This window comes from Streptomyces vilmorinianum (assembly GCF_005517195.1).
GTDB lineage: Bacteria > Actinomycetota > Actinomycetes > Streptomycetales > Streptomycetaceae > Streptomyces > Streptomyces vilmorinianum.
In genome coordinates this window covers 5,410,643-5,429,518 of the sequence record NZ_CP040244.1, presented here as the reverse complement: position 1 = coordinate 5,429,518, position 18,876 = coordinate 5,410,643, and the positions used below count along the sequence as shown (strand labels likewise).

Sequence of the window (18,876 nt, the reverse complement as noted above, 5' to 3'; positions counted from 1 at the left end):
TGTCGTCCCCTGCTTCGATCGGTCCGTCAGTTGGGGTGGAGGCCGAGGAACTCGAGACCGGTCTCCTCGGGGAAGCCGAAGCGCACGTTGAGGCACTGCACGGCGTTGCCGGCGCCGCCCTTGACGAGGTTGTCGAGCGCGCCGACCACCGAGGCCTCGCGGCCGTCGTCGTCCACCACGAAACCGGCGTCGCAGAAGTTGGAGCCGGAGAGGATCTTCGGCTCGGGCAGCCGGTAGGCCCCCCGCTTGTGGGCGACGACCCGCACGAACGGCTCGCCCGTGTACGCCTTGCGGTACGCCTGGCGCAGATCGGCCTCCCTGACGCCGTCCGCGAGCCGGACACGGGCCAGCACCTGGACCCCTCGTACCGCCTCCACACCGGTCGCCGTCATGCGCACCGGCAGACCGGTGGCCTGGGCGATCTCCGCCTGGTGACGGTGCCGGGTGGGCGCGAACAGCCGCATGGCGCCGCTGCGTTCGGCGTGCAGATTGGCGGGCCCCGCGGACACGCCCGAGCCGCTGGAGCCGGTACGGGCGTCCACCCGCACCGTGCCCGTGAGCAGCCCGGCCTCGGTCAGCGGACGCAGCGCGAGGATGCCGGCGGCGGCCATGCAGCCGGGCACCGAGATCCGGTCGGCGGTGCGCAGTTCGTCGCGGTGCCACTCGGGAAGGCCCGTGGTGAAGGAGCCGATCAGCTCCGGCGCCGCGTGCGGCACGCCGTAGTACTCGGCGTACGCCTCCGGATCGCGCAGCCGGAAGTCGCCCGACAGGTCGATCACGGTCCCGGCGAGCCGCAGGTACTCGGCCATCCGGCCCATCGTCTTCATGTGCGGCATGGCCAGGAACAGCACGTCGTACGCACCGGCCCGCTCGCGCAGCGTGTCGTGCGGGACGAAGGTCAGATCGGTGCGCCCGCGCAGATTGGGGTGCGGGCCATCCAGCCGGCGGCCGGCGAAGGAGTCCGAGGACGCCATCGCCAGCTCCACCTCCGGATGGCCGATCAGCAGCCGCAGCAGCTCGCCGCCGATGTAGCCGGAAGCACCGGCAACCGCTACTCGAAGCATTCTCGTGCCCTCACAGTCAGGTGATCGACAATGTGTTCCGCCACCGGCTCGTCCGGACCGACGGCCCGCTGGAAACCGGAGAACTCCACGCCGTGGTTGACCTCCAGGACGAGCAGTCCGCGATCGGCGTCCTCGACGAGATCGACCCCGGCGATGTCCGCGTGCACGCACTCCGCGGCCGTGACGGCGAGCTTCTCCAGCTCGGGCGTGAGTACGCACCGCTCCGTCACCGCGCCCCTGGCCACGTTCGTACGCCAGTGCTCACTGCGCCGGTACGTGGCGCCGATCGCCCGGCCGCCGACCACGATCACGCGGATGTCCCGGTCCGGCTTGGCGATCAGTTCCTGGAGGTAGACGATGTGCGACACCGGTGCCGGGAGCGCCGCGACGTACTCCAGGACCGTCTCGGCGGTCTCCCGGTCGGGCAGCCGGGACACCAGCCGCCCCCACGAGCCGGTCAGCGGCTTGACCACCGCCGGATAACCGAGTTCTTCCAGAGCGTCGAGCGCCGCCTCCGGCGTCAGCGCCAGAGCGGTGCGCGGCGTCGGCAGCCCCGCGTCGCGCAGCGCCACCGAGGTGCGGAACTTGTCCCCGCACACATCGATCGCACGGGCCGGATTGACGACGGTCGAGCCGGCCGCCTCCAGGAGCCGCGCCGCGTACAGGGCACGGGCCTGGCCGATCTCGCGGTTGAGCACGATCGGCCAGGGCGTGCCGGGCTTCTGAAGCATCCGCCACAACGCCCGGCTGTCGACGAACTCGTAGGCGATACCCCGGCGTTCGAAGACCTCCAGGATGCGCTTCTCGTCGGCCCGCAGCCGGGACGCGACGACGGCGATCGGCGCGGAGGCGGCCGGGCGCGTGGCGTGACTCACTCGCCCCAGTCCTCCTCGACATCGGGAGCGAGTGCGACCTGCAGCGGCGCGACCGTGAGTACCTCGAGCTCGCTGGAGCAGTCGCGGCACTCGATGATTTCGCCCGCCTTCGGCGGCTCGGCGAGGGCGGTCTGGCTCTCGCACTCAGGACAGGTGACCATGGTGGGTTGTTCCTTTCCGAGATCGTGCGGGCCCCGCTTGCCGGGGCCGGATCTCCAATGGATCGCAGGACAGTAGAGCGGTCCGACCCCCCTGCCTGCGTCCATCGCCGTGATGAGTGCGGACGCCGAGTGGCGTTGATGGCCCGTCCCCCGGACAGCACGGCACGTCGACGCGTCCGAGCCCCCCATGGACGCCACGTCGACACTGTGTCCCTCTTCGCCCGAGCGGGCCGTCCGCGCCTTTACAGCCCGGCTCGCGCCGTGCCTGACTGGCCCACCGAGCCGGCCCGGTCCGCCCGTGAGGATCCGCAGGACCCACGGCCGCCGTGAGCCCGCCGGCCGCCCAGCCCATGTGCCCGTGAGAGGGAAGACTTGTGAGCGACCTCGCATCCCGAGCGAATGTCCTGGCACTGTGGAGTGCCCCGCGCAGCCGATCGACCGCGTTCTTCCGCATGATGTGCGAGCGCGGTGACTTCGCCGTGCTGCACGAGCCCTTCTCCTACCTGGCCGAGTTCGGAAAGGTCGAGGTCGACGGCTCGTACGCGCAGTCCGAGACCGAACTCCTCGCGGAGATGCGGAAGATGGCGGCTCGCGCACCGCTGTTCTTCAAGGACACCACCGACGAGCGGTACGCCGGAGTCCTCGCCGACGAGCGCTTCCTCGCCGAGGACGCGGTGCACACCTTCATCATCCGGCACCCCGCCGAGACCATCGCCTCGTACCACGCGGTCAATCCGGGCGTACGGCTCCACCAGATCGGATTCGAGGCACAGTACGAGCTCTTCGAGCGGATCCGGCAGCTCACCGGCACCACCCCCGTCGTGATCGACGGCGACGACCTGGCCGCCGACCCGGCCCGCGTCGTCGAGGCCTACTCCGAGGCCGTCGGCATCCCGTACCGGGCCGACACGCTCTCCTGGCAGCCGGAGTCCCGGCCGGAATGGGCGCCCAGCGAGCGCTGGCACAACGACGTGAGCGTGAGCAGCGGCTTCTCCGCGGCGCCGCGCCGCACGGCCGGTGTCGACGTGCGCGAGCACCCCGTGCTCTCCGGCTACCTCGACCACCACCTGCCGTTCTACGAAGAGCTGCGCGCCCACCGGCTGGCCGTGTGAGAACGGAGCAAAGGAAGATGACGATCATTCAGCAGACCGCGGCGCCGCGCGAGCCCGCGGAACACGAGGCGATCTGCACCTGCCGGCCCGGCGCCACGGTGTGGCTCACCGGCCTGCCGAGCTCCGGCAAGACCACCATCGCCCACGCGGTGGCCGCATCCCTGCGCGCCGAGGGCCGCCGGGTCGAGGTGCTCGACGGCGACGAGATCCGCGGCACCCTCTCGGCGGGCCTCGGCTTCAGCCGCGAGGACCGGCACACCAACGTGCAGCGGATCGGCATGATGGCCGAGGTGCTCGCGCGCAACGGCGTCACCGTCCTGGTACCGGTGATCGCCCCGTACGCCGCCGGCCGCGAGGCCGTCCGCGCACGCCACCGGGCGTCCGGGACCCCGTACCTGGAGGTGCACGTGGCCACTCCGGTGGACGTGTGCTCCGTACGGGATGTGAAGGGGCTGTACGCCAAGCAGGCCGCGGGCGAGATCAGCGGCCTGACCGGGGTCGACGACCCGTACGAGGAGCCCGAGACGCCCGATCTGCGGATCGAGTCCCAGAACCAGTCCGTCGCGCAGTCCGCTGCCGCGCTCCACACCCTCATCGTCGCGAGGAGGCCGGAATGACCCTCGTCGTCCCCGAACACCGCAGGACCGAATCGCCTTACGCCCTGAGCCACCTGGACTCGCTGGAGTCGGAGGCCGTTCATATCTTCCGTGAGGTGGCGGGTGAGTTCGAGCGGCCGGTGATCCTGTTCTCCGGTGGCAAGGACTCCATCGTCATGCTGCATCTGGCGTTGAAGGCGTTCGCGCCGGCGCCGGTGCCGTTCACGCTGCTGCATGTCGACACCGGGCACAACTTCCCCGAGGTGATCGAGTACCGCGACCGTGTCGTCGCCCAGCACGGGCTGCGGCTGCATGTGGCTTCCGTGCAGGAGTACATCGACGCCGGGAAGCTGCGCGAGCGTCCGGACGGGACGCGTAACCCGTTGCAGACGGTGCCGCTGACCGAGGCGATCCAGCAGCACCGTTTCGACGCGGTGTTCGGCGGCGGCCGGCGTGACGAGGAGAAGGCCCGCGCCAAGGAGCGGGTGTTCTCGCTGCGTGACGAGTTCTCGCAGTGGGACCCGCGCCGCCAGCGCCCGGAGCTGTGGCAGCTCTACAACGGCCGCCACGCTCCCGGTGAGCACGTGCGTGTGTTCCCGCTGTCGAACTGGACCGAGCTGGATGTGTGGCAGTACATCCAGCGGGAGAAGATCGAGCTTCCGCAGATCTACTTCGCGCACGAGCGTGAGGTGTTCGCCCGGGGCGGGATGTGGCTGACGGCGGGCCAGTGGGGCGGGCCCAAGGACACCGAGACCGTGGAGAAGCGGCTGATCCGCTACCGCACCGTCGGTGACATGTCCTGCACCGGCGCGGTGGATTCCGACGCCACCACGCTGGACGCCGTGATCGCCGAGATCGCCGCTTCCCGACTCACCGAGCGGGGCGCGACCCGCGCCGACGACAAGCTGTCCGAGGCCGCGATGGAAGACCGCAAGCGCGAAGGGTACTTCTAATGAGCACGTCCACCGAGCAGCCGGTCTCCGAGCTGGCCGCCACCACCCTGCTGCGTTTCGCGACCGCCGGGTCCGTCGACGACGGCAAGTCCACGCTGGTGGGCCGGCTGCTGCACGACTCCAAGTCGGTCCTCGCCGACCAGCTGGAGGCCGTGGAGCACGCCTCGCGCTCCCGTGGCCAGGAGGCGCCGGACCTGGCGCTGCTCACCGACGGTCTGCGGGCCGAGCGTGAGCAGGGCATCACCATCGACGTGGCCTACCGCTACTTCGCCACCCCCCGGCGCCGGTTCATCCTGGCCGACACCCCCGGGCACGTGCAGTACACCCGCAACATGGTCACCGGCGCTTCGACCGCCGAGCTGGCCGTGGTCCTGGTCGACGCCCGCAACGGCGTGGTCGAGCAGACCCGCCGCCACGCCGCCGTCGCCGCCCTGCTGCGCGTCCCGCACGTCGTCCTCGCGGTCAACAAGATGGACCTCGTCGACTACGCGGAGCCCGTCTTCGCCGCGATCGCCGAGGAGTTCACGACGTACGCCTCCGAGCTCGGCGTCCCGGAGATCACCGCGATCCCGATCTCCGCGCTCACCGGCGACAACGTCGTGGAACCCTCCGCCAACATGGACTGGTACGGCGGCCCCACCGTCCTGGAACACCTGGAGACCGTCCCGGTGGAGCGGGACCCGGCCGGCGCCGCGGCCCGGTTCCCGGTGCAGTACGTGATCCGTCCGCAGACCGCCGAGCTCCCCGACTACCGGGGTTACGCAGGTCAGATCGCGGCCGGCGCGTTCCGCGTCGGCGAGCAGATCACCGTCCTGCCGTCCGGGCGCACCAGCACCATCGTGGGGATCGACGCGCTGGGCGAGTCCGTGGACATCGCCTGGGCACCGCAGTCCGTCACGCTCCGGCTCGCCGACGACATCGACATCTCCCGCGGCGACCTCATCGCCGTCACCGGTGCCACGCCGGCCACCAGCCGGAACATCGAGGCGACGGTCTGCCACGTCGCCGACCAGCCGCTGACGGTGGGCCAGCGGGTCCTGCTCAAGCACACCACCCGCACCGTGCCCGCCATCGTCGCGGCCATCCCGTCCCGCCTCGTCCTGGACGACCTCTCCCAGCGCCCGGACCCGGAGCGGCTGGTGGCCAACGACATCGGCCGGGTCGAGATCCGTACCGCCGAGCCGCTCGCGCTCGACGCCTACGCCGACTCCCGCCGCACGGGCTCCTTCCTCCTCATCGACCCCGCCGACGGCACCACACTCGCCGCCGGCATGGCCGGCGAGGCCTTCGCCACCGATCCGACGACTTCCCGCACGAGGTGACGTCCCCCATGCCCCCGTCCGCCCGCCCGCAGCGCTGGCTGCTGCGCAAGCCCAAGGGCGACGCGCCCGCCCGCCTCTTCTGCTTCCCGTACTCCGGTGTGGGGGCGTCGATGTACAACCGGTGGCCGACCCGCATCGGCCAGGCCGAGGTGTGCCTGATCCAGCTGCCCGGCCGCGAGAACCGGCTGCGCGACCCGCACTACGGCACGTACGAGCAGCTCGCCGGACCGCTGGCCGAGGCGCTCCTGCCGTACCTGGACCGGCCGTTCGCCTTCTTCGGCCACTGCGGCGGGGCCCTCCCCGGCTTCGCCACCGCCCTCCACCTGGCCGAGGCCGGTCTGCCCACCCCGGCCGCGCTCTTCGTCTCCTCGCAGGTGTCCCCGGACGACGGCCCCTTCGGCCGCTTCCTCGGGATGACGGACGCCGAACTGGCCGAGGAACTCGCCCAGCTGACCCGGGCCATGGGCGGCACACCGCACCCGGACCTGATCGACATGAGCCTGGGCGTACTGCGTGCCGACGTGGACGCCAACAAGGCGTACCACCTGGACACACCCGTCGTCCTGCCCTCCGACATCCACGCCATCGGCTGGTCGCAGGACCGCGAGATCCGGCCGGACCAGATGGGCGGCTGGGCGCGCTTCACCGCCCCGGGCCGCCATCACCCGGTGACTCTGCCCGGCGAGCACTACGCCTTCCTCCAGGCCCCCGAGGTGCTGACGAAGGTCATCGAGGACGGCATGCTGCGCGCCCTCGAGCAGGCGGAGCCCCTCACCGCCCCCGCCGCCCCCGCCGCCCCGGGCGCCACCGGGGGAGGTGCGGCCGGTGGAGCTCTCGCCCACTTCTGACCAGCTCGCCTACCGGGACCGGGTCCGCGCCCTGCTCGACGACGACGGCGTACGGGCCGCCACCGCGGCCGTACGCAGCCGGCCCGGCACCGAGGGCGGCCTCCTCGACGTCTACCGGAAGCTCGGGGAGCAGCGCCTGCTCGCCCCCAACTGGCCGTATGAGTACGGCGGTTCCGGCGCCGGCATCGCCGAGAAGGCCATCCTCACCGAGGAGCTCATCGCCCACGGCGTCCCCGACATCGCGCACACGCTCAGCGTGGACATCGTCGGCCTCGCCCTCCTGCTCTACGGCACGCGGACGCAGAAGAGCCGCCTGCTGCCGCCGATCGCGCGCGGCGAGAGCATCGCCGGGGTGCTCTTCAGCGAGCCGGGCGCGGGCTCCGACCTGAGCGCGCTGCGCACCCGCGCCGACCGCGACGGCGACGGCTGGCGCCTGCACGGCACGAAGATCTACAGCGCCAAGACCCACCTGGGCGACTTCGCGCTCTGCGCGGCCAGGACCACCGAGTCAGAGGTCCGCTTCCACGGCATCACCGTCTTCCTCGTCCCCCTGCGGACCCCCGGCGTGCGCGTCGAACCGCTGTGGAACATCGGCGACGAACGGTTCAACGAGGTCACGCTCGCCGGGATCCACGTGACCGAGGAGGACGTGCTCGGAGACGTCGACGACGGCTGGCGGATCATCGGCGAGGTGCTGGGTCTGGAGCGCACCGGTGTGGAGTTCCAGGCCAAGGCGCGCCGCTGGCTCGACATCGCCCTGGGCCGCGTGGACAGCGGGGCCGCCCCCCTCGACCAGGGGGACGGGGCGCGCCTGGTGGCCCTGGACGCCGAGGTACGGGCCGCCCGGCTGCTGGCCTGGCGCTGTGTGAACGACCTCCACGCCGACCGCACCGACGAGGTGCGCTCGGCGATGGCCAAGTACTGGGCAGGCGAGACGGCCCGTTCGGTCGCCCTCGCCCTCCCCGACGTCCTGGGCCTGGACGCCCTCCTCGCGGGCGACGACGAGGAGGCGCGGGACCTGGGGGCCCTGGAGGCGGCGTACCGGGAGGCGCCGGGCCTGACCCTCGCCTCGGGCACCTCCGAGGTGATGCTCACCCTGATCGCCTCCGCGGGTCTGGACCTGCTCACCTGACCGGCCCTCACCCCGCCCGGAGCACCCGCCCGCTCCGATCACCACCCACCCACCCACCGTCCGCCCGACAGACAGCCGGAGAACCGCCACGCCATGGACGTCACCATCGCCCCGCACCACGAGGAACTGCGGCACACCCTCACCGAGGTCCTGGACGACGAACTCGCCCCGCTCATCAGGCGCATGGCGGACCGGCCCCGGCACGGAACGGACACCTCGGACGCCGACGTCCGCGCCATGGTGTGGCGGGCGCTGACCGACCTGGGCGTGCTCCGGATGCCCGGGGGAGCGGGCGGGCACGAGGCCCTCGCCGTGGTCGCGGAACGGCTGGGGGAACTCCTCTACCAGGGGCCGCTCCTCGACACCGTCCTCGCCGCCGAGACCCTGCTGCGCTCCCGTACCTGCCCGGAACGCGACCGGCTCCTGAAGGAGATCGCGGACGGCACGTCCGTGGCCGCCGCCGTCCGGGACGGCGACCCGCACCCCGAGGACGGCGCCCTCACCGTGGGAGCGGCCGACGACACCGTCAGCGCGGTACGGCGGTTCGTGACCTGCGCCGCCGAGGCCGACTGGCTGCTCGTCACCGGACGCACCCCCGAGGGCGAGCACCGTACGGCCCTGCTCCCGCGCGACCACCCGACCGTCCGCCTGCGCCGGCAGGAGGAGCTGGGGCGAGGCGAGACGTACGCCGTCGAGCTCGCCGCCACCCCCGTCCTCGCCTGGCTGGACCTCGGCCCGGACCCGGTCGCCGTCTGGCAGCGACTGGCCGCCTCCGCCCGCACGCTCCAGGCCGCCTATCTCGTCGGCCTCGCCGCGGGCGCCCTGCGGCTCGCGGTGGAACACGCCCGGGAACGCCGTCAGTTCGGCGGCCCCATCGGCCGGCAGCAGTCCCTCGCCTTCACCCTCGCCCGCCACGCGACCCGTATCGACGCCGCCCGCCTCCTGACCCGCGTCGCCGCCCGCGAGGCGGACACCGGCGACGACCCGCGCCTGAGCGCCGCCCAGGCGTATGCGATGGCCGCCGAACTGGCCAAGGAGGCCAGCCGGGACAGCGTCCAGATCCACGGTGCCCGGGGCCTGACCCTGGACTGTGAGGCGCAGCTGTTCCTGCGCCGCTCCGCGGTCGAGTCCCTGGCGCTCGGCGCACCGAACCGGGTCCGGGCCGACGTACTGCCGCTGCTCCTTGCTTCGGCCGCCTCCCGGCGGGTACGGGGCGAGAGGTGATCGAGCGGATACTGCCGCGGGGCGTCGCCGTCCAGGAGGCGTACGGAGACCTCGCCGGAGCCCTGCTGTTCCCCGAGGAGGAGACGGCCGTCGCCCGCGCGGTGCCGAAGCGGCGGCGGGAGTACGCGACCACCCGGCACTGCGCACGCATCGCGCTGCGCCGGCTCGGGCACGCTCCGGCGCCGGTTCTCAGGGGCCCGAACCGTGAACCCCTCTGGCCGGAGGGCGTGGTCGGCGCCCTCACCCACTGCGACGGCTATCGGGCGGCGGCCGTCGCCTGGGCGGGAGCGCCGATCGCCTCACTCGGCATCGACGCGGAACCGCACCTGCCGCTGCCGGACGGGGTGCGGGAGACCGTCACACGCCCGGAAGAACTCCCGCACCTGGCCGAACTCGCCGCCCGCGAGCCCGAAGTGCACTGGGACCGGCTGCTGTTCAGCGCCAAGGAGTCCGTCTACAAGGCCTGGTTCCCGCTGGCCCGTTCCTGGCTCGACTTCGAGGACGCCACGCTCCGCTTCACTCCCTCCCGCCGGACCTTCGAGGCCTCCCTCCACCGGACCGGCCCGCTGACCGCTGTGCGAGGCCGCTGGCTCATAGAGGGCGGCCTCGTCGTCACCTCGGTCGTCGTGTGATGCCCGGCCGGGGGACAGGGATCTCACCCCCGAACGGCGAACGGCGAGCGGCCTGGTCAGCAGTAGGCCGACTCCAGCTCCAGCAGGGGCGTGAGGTTCTGCGCGTCGCCCGTCGGGAGGCCCGTGCGGTGGAGTTGTCTGCAGATGTCCTCCAAGGCCGTGATCTGGGGCTTGTCGCGGTGGACCGTGGGCCAGACCACTCCCAGGGTGCAGTCCGGCAGGTCGCGCACCGGGAGGTAGCGGATGTCGGGGCGGGGGTAGAGGCGGGCCGCCGCGGAGGGGACGAAGGCGATCGCGCCGCCGAAGGAGGCCATCGAGAGCAGCGACTCGAAGCGCGTGACGTGGTGGCTGGTGTAGTTGACGGGCGTGCCGTCCGGGCGTGGATCGGCCGCCCAGAAGTCCCGGCCCTCCTGGAACATCTGCGACGCCAGGCTCACCACCGGATAGCCGGCCAGGTCCGCCAGCGTCACCGAGGAGCGCGTCGCCAGCGGGTCCGAGCTCGCGACGCACACCACGCGCGGTTCCGTGGTCAGCGGCTGGCTGTGCATGCCCTCGGGTACCGGCAGGTAGGCGAACGCGGCGTCGATCGTGCCGTTCTCCAGGGCGGTCATCTGCTCGACGAAGTCGAGCACGTGGATCTCCGGGCCCATACAGGGGTACAGGGCGGAGAGCGCGCCGAGCACGCTGCGGGTCGCCTCCAGCGCGGCGACGTTCTCGCACACTCCCAGCCTCAGCCGGGTGTCGCCGAGCGCGGAGCGGGACGCCGCGTTGCGCAGGTGCTCCGTCGCGTTGACGACCTTCCGGACTAAGGGCAGTAACGCCTGCCCTGTCGGGGTCAGTTCGACGCTGCGGCTGGTGCGGGTGAAGAACTGCACGCCGAGTCGCTGCTCCAGGGACCGGATCTGCTGACTGAGCGCGGGCTGGCTGAGATAGAGCTTGCTGGCCGCACGCTTGAAGTGGAGTTCCTCGGCCAGCGTGAGCAGCAGTCTCAGTTGGTGAACAGTCGGATCCTCCATGGTCGGCTCCCCCTAGATTCATAATGTTTAATTTAACGCTGCCCGTATATGCGTAATGGATAAAGCGTTGACCGAGCCACGGCGCAAATGGCAGCATGGACCCCCACTGTAGCGGGGCACACTCTAGCGCGGGGCAGGGTGGTGGGTCACCCGATCGGTTCATTCCGCTTGGAATTCGGGGTCTGACCTGCCGGTTGTGGCGGAGCCGGGATAGTGGAGGCGGGGGAGTTTCCAGTGGGTTAAATCCGGGGGCGACCCCGTGGTCACGTCCGCATCGCCGCCGGTCCGCACCACGCGGTTCATCCGCCGGACACCGCCCACCGCGCGGGACGAGCGCCTGCGCCGCTGCTCGTTCGGCCGGTCGTACGTCGCGGGGCCGGCTTGGCGACACCGGAGGCCCGACCGTGTCCGCCGCCCGTCGTCGCACCCTCCAGCTGCTCACTTCTCACGCTTCTCACGTGCCGTGAAACCACTCTGTGCGTTCTTTGCGCACAAAGGGAACCGTCCGCTCAGTGCTGTGCAAAACGTGGAGCCACGCCAAAGCAAAGGCAATGGAGGGTCGGTATGTTGATGGAGCCAATAGTGACCACCGGCATCGAGCGCATTCCGGGAGTCGTGGGCGCGGATCTGTCCGTTCCGCTGGTCGACGGACGGCAGATATCCCACGCCAATCTCGATCACGCGGCGAGCGCGCCCTGCCTCACCGCCGTCCAGCACGCGGTGAACCGGTTGCTTCCCTGGTACAGCAGTGTGCACCGCGGCTCGGGCTTCACCTCCCACGTGTCCACGCGGGTCTACGAGCAGGCCAGGGCCTCGGTACGGAGCTTCGCGGGCGCCGGGCCCGAGGACGCCGTCCTGTTCACCCGCAACACCACCGACGCGCTCAACCTCCTGGCGCGCGCGTTGCCGCCGGACACCACGGTGTTCCGGTTCTCGACCGACCACCACGCCGCGCTGCTGCCGTGGCGCGAGGCCGAGGTCCGGCGGCTGGGGGTGCCCACCGGGCCGGACGACGCGCTGCGCGTGCTCGACGACGCACTGGCCGCCACACCGGCGACAGGGCCGCGGCTGGTGGTGATCACCAGCGTCTCCAACGTCACCGGCGAGGTGTGGCCGGTGGCCGAACTGGCCGAGGTGGCCCACCGGCACGGCGCCCGCGTGGTCCTCGACGCCGCGCAGCTGGTGCCCCACCGGCCCCTGGACGCGACCGCCTTGGGCGTGGACTGGGTCGCGCTGTCCGGGCACAAGCTGTACGCCCCGTTCGGCGCGGGCGCCCTGGTGGGCGCACCCGACTGGCTGGCCGCCGCCGAGCCCTACCTGGCCGGCGGGGGAGCGAGCGCGCGCGTGGCCGAGGACGCCGGCCTGGAGACCGTGACCTGGTCGGACCTGCCCCACCGGCACGAAGCGGGTTCACCGAACGTGGTGGGCGCCCACGCGATGGCCGTCGCCTGCGACACCCTGTCGGCGGCGGGATGGGACGCGATCACGGCCCACGAGGAGGCGCTCGCCGGCCGGCTGCGCCTGGGCCTGGCCGAGATACCCGGTGTGCGCCCGCTCGGGATGTGGGGCCCGGACCACCCCAGGATCGGCGTCGTGTCGTTCACCCTCGCGGACCGCGCCGGCGAACCGGCCGACCAGGAGCTGATCGCCACCGCGCTCGCCGCGGAGCACGGGATCGGCATCCGGTACGGCGCGTTCTGCGCGCACCAGGCCGTGCACCACATGGCGGGCGGCGACGACGGGGCCGGCCGCGCCCTGCGGGCCAGCGTCGGTCTGGGCACCACCGCCGAGCACGTCGAGCGGTTCCTCGCGGCGCTGGCCGAGCTGCTGCGCGACGGTCCGCGGTGGACGTACAAGCGCTCCGACGAGGGCTGGGTGCCGGTGCCCGACCCCCGGCGGGAACCGGACTTCTTGCGATGACACGAGGTTGCGAAAGCCTCAGCGGTGAAACAACGAGGGTGGGTTCACCTGCCGCCGGGAGCTCCATAATCATTCCCTTATCGGTCGGTGTTCGTATCTAATCGGTCAGCTATTGCGAGGCCACTCCGGGCTGTGGAAACCTAAGCAGCGTCTTGGGGGTGAGCCGAAGTCGATGCACTTTTCCGGGACGATCAGCCGAGATAATCGGTCGGGGATGTGGCGCCGACGGTCGAATCCGATTCGGATGCCTTTCCAGTGCCGGCCCCTGGGTGACGACAACGAGGTGCTCGACGGTGAGCTACAACGCCGGGCGCTTCCCTCGCCATGTCGTCAACCAATTCCTTGTCCGCATCTTTTCAAACGGGGGAGTCGAATTGAGTACACACCCGATAGAGGACATATCTCGCACGGAGTTGGCCGAGAAGATCGTCAAGCTGTTGTACTACTTCCGGCGGACCGAGAAGGAATCGGGCGAGGCGGTCGACGGTCAGGAGTGTCTCACCGCGCCCTGTACGGCCTGTCTTGAGGAACACCGCGCCAAGCTCGACCACTTCATCCGCCGGTCGGAGCCGATCCACCTGGTCCTGCCCGCGTTCCCGGCCAAGTCGCCCAACCTGACCAAGGTGTTGGGGCAGCTCCCGGACATGGGCGAGTACGTGGGGCTCAGCTCCCTCCAGTCGCTGTGCGACTACATCGGCCATTTCCACCCCGCGGGCGCGCGGATCACGATCTGCTCGGACGGCCACGTGTTCGGTGACGTGGTCGGCGTGACCGACGACGCGGTGACCGAGTACCGGGTGCGTCTGGCGGAGATGATCGAGACGGCCAACTGTTCGTCGCTGGACCTGTACGGGCTCGACGACGCGTTCGGCGGGGTCGACTACCCGAAACTGCGCCAGGTGCTCGAAGCCAACTACGCCCCGTCGGTGGAAGAGCTCAAGGAAGACGTGCGCACCGACAGCGCCACCCGATCCCTTTTCAACGGAATCCATCGCTTCATGTTCGAGGACGCTGTGGGCGTCAGGGGCGACAAAGCCTCGCGGACGGCGCTGCGGAACGAGTCCAAGGAACTGGCCTACCAGACCATCAGCCGGAGCAATGCCTGGAGCCGGGTGGTGGCCGAGCGGTTCCCGGAGGCCGTTCGACTGTCCATACACCCGCAATCACCGCATTCGCAGAAGATAGGCGTGCGGCTGTTGCGGACCCGGGACGCGTGGCTGACGCCGTGGCACGGAGTCGTGCTCGACGACGGCGCCAAGCTCTCGCTGGTCAAGAAATGGGACGCGGAGAAACTCGAAGCCTCCGTCGTCTGGCGCAACGGTCGCCCGAGCCACTTCGTCGCCCCTCAGTCGGCCATCAAATCGTAGGAAGGCACTGCCGTGTCGAATTCGGCGTCACAGTCCACCCAGCGGAGCTACCCCTGCGGCTCCACCGAGCACACCAAGCTGACGCACACCCCGCTCCGCCCGTTCGGCCGCATCGTGGAGGCGGCCGGCGGCGGCGCCCGGATCGACGACATCCCGGTCGAGACGCTCAAGCGCTGGACCGAGGAGTCGCGCGTCCTGGTGCTGCGCGGCTTCCAGCTGCTGCCCAAGCAGGACTTCGCCGACTACTGCCGGCAGTGGGGCGAGGTCCTGAAGTGGGAGCCCGGTGAGGTGGTCGACCTCGTCGTCGAGGAGAACCCGAAGAACTACCTGTTCGACAGCGGCGACGTGCCGTTCCACTGGGACGGCGCCTTCGTCGAGGCGGACCCGCGCTACTTCTTCTTCCAGTGCCTGGACGTGACTCCGGGCGTGGGCGGGGAGACCGTCTTCTCCGACACCTCCCGGGTCTACCGGGACGCGGACGACGAGCTGCGCGAGCGCTGGAGCCGTATCAGCATGACGTACTCGACCGACAAGGTCGTGCACTACGGCGGCGAGATCACCGAGCGGCTGGTCTCCCAGCACCCCGCCACCGGCGTGCCCGTGCTGCGGTTCGCCGAGCCGCTGTCGCCGGAGAAGTACAAGAACCCGGTGTACGTGAAGGTGCACGGGATCGACGAGTCCGAGGTGGAGGAGTTCCTCACCACGCTCGCCGAGCGCGTGCACCGCCCGGAGTACTGCTACGACCACGACTGGCAGGCCGGCGACATCCTGATCGCGGACAACTTCTCGCTCATCCACGGGCGCAACGCGTTCAGCGGTCCGACCAAGCGCCACCTCCAGCGGGTCGAGGTCATCTGAGGCCGGCGATCCCTTGGGCGCCGACGAGTTCATCGCGAAAGCACTGGCTGTGAGGAGCGGGGTATGAGGGTGGGACTGGCGTGGGACGCCGTCGGGCCGGTCGAGGGCGGGCGGGGTCTGCTCGACCTCGCGCGTTCCGCGGGGCTGGACACGTTCCTTGTGTTCGACCACTTGATCAACGTCTTTCCGCGTCAGGCATGGGACACCGACTTCAGCTACGTGGCGGCGGCGCTCCCGACCCCCGACCTGTCGCTCGAATTCGCCACCGTGCTCGGCAACTTCGCCTCGCACGCCGGTCCGGTACGGCTGGCGGTGGGGGTCACCGATCCGCACCGCCGGCACCCGGCGGTGCTGGCCCAGACCGCGCTGACGCTGGCTCAGTTCACCGAGCGCCCGCCGGTCATCGGCATCGGCGCGGGCGCGCAGGAGAACCTCCAGCCCTACGGCATCCGCCACGACCGCCAGGTGAGCCGCGTCGAGGAGGCGCTGCAGATCCTGCGGATGTTCTTCGACTCCAAGGGGCCGTACGACTTCAAGGGCGAGTTCTTCACCCTGGACCAGGCGGTCATGGACCTGCGCGCGCCCGACGGCGGCGTCCCGGAGATCTGGGTGGGCGGCAGCGGCCCCCGTATGACCGCGCTCGCCGGACGGTACGGCGACGGCTGGATACCGTCGGATCTGATGGCGCCGGCCGAGTACGCCCGCAGGTGGGCCGTCGTACGGGAAGCGGCCGTCGCCGCGGGCCGGGACCCCGACCGGATCGTCGCCGCGGGCGGAGTGCCGATCATCGTGGCCGAGACCGACGAGGCGGCCCGCGAGCTGTGCCAGGTCAAGGCGATCCGGTATCTGGCCCTGCACGCCGGCGCCGCCACGTGGCGCGAGTACGGCGTCGCCCATCCCTTCGGAGAGGACTACCAGGGGCTGTCGCACCTGCTGCCGCACCGCTTGACGCGGGAGCAGGTCGAGCAGGCGCTGGCCGTCGTGCCCGACGCGCTGGTCGCCGACCTGGCGATCACGGGCAGCCGGCAGACCGTACTCGACCGGATCGGCGAACTCGTCGACGCCGGCATGCGTCTGCCCGTACTGATCCCCGTCTCCGCCCTGGCCTCGCCCGAGGCCGCCGGGTACGCCGTGGAGAGCGTGGTCTGGCTGGCGGAGCAGCTGCGGTCGGACTCCTTCACCGAGCGGGTGACGGCATGACCGACACCGGCACCGGCACCGGCAACACCGAGACCGACATCGGCATCATCGGTTCCGGTATCTCCGGGCTGCAACTGGCCTTACGCCTCCAGCAGCTCGGCGTACCAGTGACGCTGTACTCCGCGCAGACCGCCGAAGAGCTCGGCTCGGCGCGGCCGCGGAACTTCCCCGCCCGGTTCGCCCCGACGCAAGCGCGCGAGGACTCGCTCGGCGTGCACGCCTGGCAGTTCGACGACGCCCGGGTGCACAGCTGGGCGATCACCATCCACGGCGAGGGCGCCGACCTGGAGTTCGCCGCGGCGCTCGCACCGCCGTCGAGCGTGGTGGACTTCCGCCTCTACCTGCCGCACCTGCTCACCGAGTTCGCCCGGCGCGGCGGGAACGTACGGATCGGCCCGGTCGTGGTGGACGAGGTCGCCCGTCGGCACGACCTGGTGGTGGTCGCCAACGGCGACCGGTCCATGCGGGAGCTGTTCCCCGTGGACCCCGAGCGGTCGCCCCACACGACACCCCAGCGGATCCTGTGCAGCGGCTTCTACCACGGCATCCGGGAGGACGTCCCGCACGAGCTGGACATCCACTTCCTGCCCGGGATCGGGGAGATCCTGCGGATACCGTTCCTGTCCCGCCTCGGTCCGGCCCACGTGCTGGCCTTCGAGGCGGTGCCGGGCGGCCCGCTGGAGGCGCCCGCCCACCTGGACGCCGCCGCCGATCCGGCCGGCTTCCACCGCGAGGTGCTGCGTCTGCTGGCCGCGTACGCGCCGAGTCTGCGCGAACGCGTCGACACCGCGCGGTTCGGCCTCGTCGCACCGGGCGAACTGGCGCAGGGCGGCGTCACGCCGACCGTCCGCCGGGGATGGGCGCGCCTCGCCGACGGCACGTGCGCCCTGGCCATCGGTGACGCCTGGATCACCAACGATCCGCTCACCGCCCAGGGCGCCAACCTCGGCTCGCACACGGCGTTCGCGCTGGCCGATCTCATCGCCTCCGCCACCGGTCCGCTCGACGACGCGTTCTGCCGCGACGCGTCGGCCCGGCTGTGGGACCACGCACGCCATGTCGTCGAGTGGAGCAACGCCTTCCTGGCGCCGCCCCCGCCGCACGTCATGGAGCTGTTCGGCCGGGCGGCCGGCGACAAGCAGATCGCGGACGCGTTCGTCGGCCGGTTCCACGACCCGGTGGCGATGTGGGCCGTGCTGTCCAGCCCGGAAGGGGTGGATTCCTTTGTCAGGAGCTGCACCGAAGGCGGTCGGCACGTCACGGACGTGGCGCATGGATGACCGCTTCTCGGGCCCTGCCCCGGACCCCTAGGTGCGCCCCGCAGCCGACTGACAGCGCACTACCGATTCAGATGCGAGAGTGAAAATGCCAATCCGTGTCCTGTCCCTCATGCTGTGTGTCTTCGGCATCACCACAGGCGAGTTCGTGATCGCCGGCATCCTGCCGGACGTCGCGAACGGCCTCGAGGTGTCCATTCCGGCAGCCGGTCTTCTCGTCACGGCGTACGCGATCGGAATGATCTTCGGCGGCCCGGTGGTGACGGCCCTCACCGCCCGCTACCCGCGGAAGCAGCTGATCCTGGTCCTGCTGGTGATCGCGATCCTGGGCAACGTGGCGTCCGCGCTCGCGCCCGTCTACAGCGTGGCGCTCGCGGCGCGCGTCATCACGGCTCTGGTGACGTCGACGTTCTTCGCCAACGCGATCGTCATCGCGACGTCGACCGTGCCGCCGGAGAAGGCGGCCTCCACCGTGTCGAAGCTGATCCTCGGCATGAACCTCGCGATGATCCTCGGCGCCCCGCTGGGCACCTTCGTCGGCAACAGCTTCGGCTGGCGCGCGACGTTCGTCGCCATCGCCATCACCTGCGCCGTCGGCCTGCTGATGGTCATGCGCTTCGTGCCCACCCTCCCCAACGACACCTCCACCTCGGCCTTCGGCGAACTGCGGGTGCTCAAGAACGCCCCCGTACAGCTGGCCATCCTGGTCACCGTCGTCGGCAACGCCGGCCTGCTCATCGTCTTCACCTACTTCGCACCGCTGCTGACCGACGTCTCCGGGTTCACCACCTCCGCGGTGCCGATCCTGCTGCTCGTCTACGGTGTCGGCGCGACCGTCGGCAACCTCGCGGGCGGCTGGCTCGCCGACCGCGCGCTCATGCCGTCGCTGGTCGGCCTGCTCGCCGCACTGGCCGTCGCCCTCCTGGGCATGTGGGCGGTCGGCGCCAGCCTCGTGGGCTCCGCGATCATGGTCTTCCTCCTCGGCGCGCTGGGCTTCTCCATCGTCCCCGGCACGCAGGCCAGGGTCCTGGGGACCGCCTCGCAGGCACCCACGCTGGCGCTCGCGGTGAACGCGTCCGCCTACCAGCTCGCGGCGGCGTTCGCGTCCTGGCTCGGCGGCCGGATCATCGACGGCGAGCTCGGCCTGCGCGGGATCTACCCCGTGGCCGCCGCCATCACCTTCCTCGGCATCCTGACCTGCCTGTTCGCCTGGTTCCGGGACCGCCGTACGACCGTCACCAAGGACCCGAACCCGAACCCCGAGGTCTCGGTGGCGTGATACGCCCCCGAAGCCGTCGCCCGGCGTGGTTCTCCCACCG

The 18,876-nt window shown here is 71.1% G+C and carries 18 protein-coding genes; 14 read left to right on the top strand and 4 right to left on the bottom strand.

The window, feature by feature from the left end; genetic code table 11:
• Positions 1 to 26 precede the first annotated feature (26 nt).
• The 3 genes from argC to FDM97_RS25240 are packed head-to-tail and all read right to left on the bottom strand — an operon-like array spanning position 27 to position 2,100.
• Positions 27 to 1,064 carry an N-acetyl-gamma-glutamyl-phosphate reductase gene (gene argC / locus FDM97_RS25250; RefSeq protein WP_137992778.1) on the bottom strand — a complete coding sequence of 346 codons (1,038 nt, stop codon included), beginning with the start codon at positions 1,062 to 1,064 and terminating at the stop codon, positions 27 to 29.
• The gene (lysX, locus tag FDM97_RS25245; protein WP_137992777.1) at positions 1,052 to 1,939 is read right to left on the bottom strand and encodes a lysine biosynthesis protein LysX; all 888 of its coding nucleotides are present in this window, start codon (positions 1,937 to 1,939) and stop codon (positions 1,052 to 1,054) included. Before lysX ends, argC begins: the two co-directional genes overlap by 13 nt.
• Positions 1,936 to 2,100, bottom strand: a complete 165-nt coding sequence (locus FDM97_RS25240; protein ID WP_137992776.1) for a lysine biosynthesis protein LysW — start codon at positions 2,098 to 2,100, stop codon at positions 1,936 to 1,938. The genes lysX and FDM97_RS25240 overlap by 4 nt, the downstream gene beginning before the upstream one ends.
• A gap of 374 nt (positions 2,101 to 2,474) precedes the next feature.
• Between FDM97_RS25240 and FDM97_RS25235 the strand changes: the two genes are divergently transcribed.
• The 8 genes from FDM97_RS25235 to FDM97_RS25200 all read left to right on the top strand — a co-directional run bounded on the left by FDM97_RS25235 (position 2,475) and on the right by FDM97_RS25200 (position 9,919).
• Complete coding sequence (locus tag FDM97_RS25235) at positions 2,475 to 3,212, top strand: sulfotransferase-like domain-containing protein (RefSeq protein WP_137992775.1); 738 nt, start codon at positions 2,475 to 2,477, stop codon at positions 3,210 to 3,212.
• Positions 3,213 to 3,229: 17 nt separating this feature from the next.
• Complete coding sequence (cysC, locus tag FDM97_RS25230) at positions 3,230 to 3,829, top strand: adenylyl-sulfate kinase (RefSeq protein ID WP_137992774.1); 600 nt, start codon at positions 3,230 to 3,232, stop codon at positions 3,827 to 3,829.
• Positions 3,826 to 4,761: a sulfate adenylyltransferase subunit CysD gene (gene cysD, locus FDM97_RS25225; protein ID WP_137992773.1), complete on the top strand. Its 936-nt coding sequence runs from the start codon at positions 3,826 to 3,828 to the stop codon at positions 4,759 to 4,761. Before cysC ends, cysD begins: the two co-directional genes overlap by 4 nt.
• A complete protein-coding gene (locus FDM97_RS25220; RefSeq protein WP_137992772.1) occupies positions 4,761 to 6,083 on the top strand; it encodes a sulfate adenylyltransferase subunit 1 in 1,323 nt (440 codons plus the stop codon). Before cysD ends, FDM97_RS25220 begins: the two co-directional genes overlap by 1 nt.
• An 8-nt stretch (positions 6,084 to 6,091) precedes the next feature.
• Positions 6,092 to 6,931: a thioesterase II family protein gene (locus FDM97_RS25215; RefSeq protein ID WP_137992771.1), complete on the top strand. Its 840-nt coding sequence runs from the start codon at positions 6,092 to 6,094 to the stop codon at positions 6,929 to 6,931.
• The gene (locus FDM97_RS25210; RefSeq protein WP_175439232.1) at positions 6,909 to 8,063 is read left to right on the top strand and encodes an acyl-CoA dehydrogenase family protein; all 1,155 of its coding nucleotides are present in this window, start codon (positions 6,909 to 6,911) and stop codon (positions 8,061 to 8,063) included. The genes FDM97_RS25215 and FDM97_RS25210 overlap by 23 nt, the downstream gene beginning before the upstream one ends.
• 93 nt (positions 8,064 to 8,156) lie before the next feature.
• On the top strand, positions 8,157 to 9,287 hold the full coding sequence (locus tag FDM97_RS25205) for an acyl-CoA dehydrogenase family protein (RefSeq protein WP_137992769.1): 1,131 nt from the start codon (positions 8,157 to 8,159) through the stop codon (positions 9,285 to 9,287).
• On the top strand, positions 9,284 to 9,919 hold the full coding sequence (locus tag FDM97_RS25200; RefSeq protein WP_137992768.1) for a 4'-phosphopantetheinyl transferase family protein: 636 nt from the start codon (positions 9,284 to 9,286) through the stop codon (positions 9,917 to 9,919). Before FDM97_RS25205 ends, FDM97_RS25200 begins: the two co-directional genes overlap by 4 nt.
• A gap of 56 nt (positions 9,920 to 9,975) precedes the next feature.
• Here FDM97_RS25200 and FDM97_RS25195 read toward each other — a convergent pair whose 3' ends face one another.
• Positions 9,976 to 10,935, bottom strand: coding sequence for a LysR family transcriptional regulator (locus FDM97_RS25195; protein ID WP_137992767.1), 960 nt, complete (start codon positions 10,933 to 10,935; stop codon positions 9,976 to 9,978).
• Positions 10,936 to 11,517: 582 nt separating this feature from the next.
• On the opposite strand from FDM97_RS25195, the gene FDM97_RS25190 reads away from it, so the two are divergent.
• The 6 genes from FDM97_RS25190 (at position 11,518) to FDM97_RS25165 (ending at position 18,836) form a co-directional block, all read left to right on the top strand.
• Entirely contained in the window at positions 11,518 to 12,855 is a 1,338-nt protein-coding gene (locus FDM97_RS25190; protein ID WP_254705751.1) for an aminotransferase class V-fold PLP-dependent enzyme, read from the top strand.
• A 293-nt stretch (positions 12,856 to 13,148) separates the two neighbouring features.
• Positions 13,149 to 14,222: an isocyanide synthase family protein gene (locus FDM97_RS25185; RefSeq protein WP_217510266.1), complete on the top strand. Its 1,074-nt coding sequence runs from the start codon at positions 13,149 to 13,151 to the stop codon at positions 14,220 to 14,222.
• 12 nt (positions 14,223 to 14,234) lie between these two features.
• Entirely contained in the window at positions 14,235 to 15,080 is an 846-nt protein-coding gene (locus FDM97_RS25180) for a TauD/TfdA dioxygenase family protein (protein ID WP_137992765.1), read from the top strand.
• Positions 15,081 to 15,143: 63 nt separating this feature from the next.
• Positions 15,144 to 16,280, top strand: coding sequence for an LLM class flavin-dependent oxidoreductase (locus FDM97_RS25175; RefSeq protein WP_137992764.1), 1,137 nt, complete (start codon positions 15,144 to 15,146; stop codon positions 16,278 to 16,280).
• Complete coding sequence (locus tag FDM97_RS25170) at positions 16,277 to 17,560, top strand: styrene monooxygenase/indole monooxygenase family protein (protein ID WP_137992763.1); 1,284 nt, start codon at positions 16,277 to 16,279, stop codon at positions 17,558 to 17,560. Before FDM97_RS25175 ends, FDM97_RS25170 begins: the two co-directional genes overlap by 4 nt.
• An 85-nt stretch (positions 17,561 to 17,645) precedes the next feature.
• Complete coding sequence (locus FDM97_RS25165) at positions 17,646 to 18,836, top strand: MFS transporter (RefSeq protein WP_137992762.1); 1,191 nt, start codon at positions 17,646 to 17,648, stop codon at positions 18,834 to 18,836.
• Positions 18,837 to 18,876: the final 40 nt, after the last annotated feature.

Excerpts from the sequence above, each read along its gene's own strand:
- argC (WP_137992778.1), bottom strand. The coding sequence starts at position 1,064 with ATGCTTCGAGTAGCGGTTGCCGGTGCTTCCGGCTACATCGGCGGCGAG.
- FDM97_RS25240 (WP_137992776.1), bottom strand. The coding sequence starts at position 2,100 with ATGGTCACCTGTCCTGAGTGCGAGAGCCAGACCGCCCTCGCCGAGCCG.
- cysC (WP_137992774.1), top strand. The coding sequence starts at position 3,230 with ATGACGATCATTCAGCAGACCGCGGCGCCGCGCGAGCCCGCGGAACAC.
- cysD (WP_137992773.1), top strand. The coding sequence starts at position 3,826 with ATGACCCTCGTCGTCCCCGAACACCGCAGGACCGAATCGCCTTACGCC.
- FDM97_RS25220 (WP_137992772.1), top strand. The coding sequence starts at position 4,761 with ATGAGCACGTCCACCGAGCAGCCGGTCTCCGAGCTGGCCGCCACCACC.
- FDM97_RS25215 (WP_137992771.1), top strand. The coding sequence starts at position 6,092 with ATGCCCCCGTCCGCCCGCCCGCAGCGCTGGCTGCTGCGCAAGCCCAAG.
- FDM97_RS25205 (WP_137992769.1), top strand. The coding sequence starts at position 8,157 with ATGGACGTCACCATCGCCCCGCACCACGAGGAACTGCGGCACACCCTC.
- FDM97_RS25195 (WP_137992767.1), bottom strand. The coding sequence starts at position 10,935 with ATGGAGGATCCGACTGTTCACCAACTGAGACTGCTGCTCACGCTGGCC.
- FDM97_RS25175 (WP_137992764.1), top strand. The coding sequence starts at position 15,144 with ATGAGGGTGGGACTGGCGTGGGACGCCGTCGGGCCGGTCGAGGGCGGG.
- FDM97_RS25170 (WP_137992763.1), top strand. The coding sequence starts at position 16,277 with ATGACCGACACCGGCACCGGCACCGGCAACACCGAGACCGACATCGGC.
- FDM97_RS25165 (WP_137992762.1), top strand. The coding sequence starts at position 17,646 with ATGCCAATCCGTGTCCTGTCCCTCATGCTGTGTGTCTTCGGCATCACC.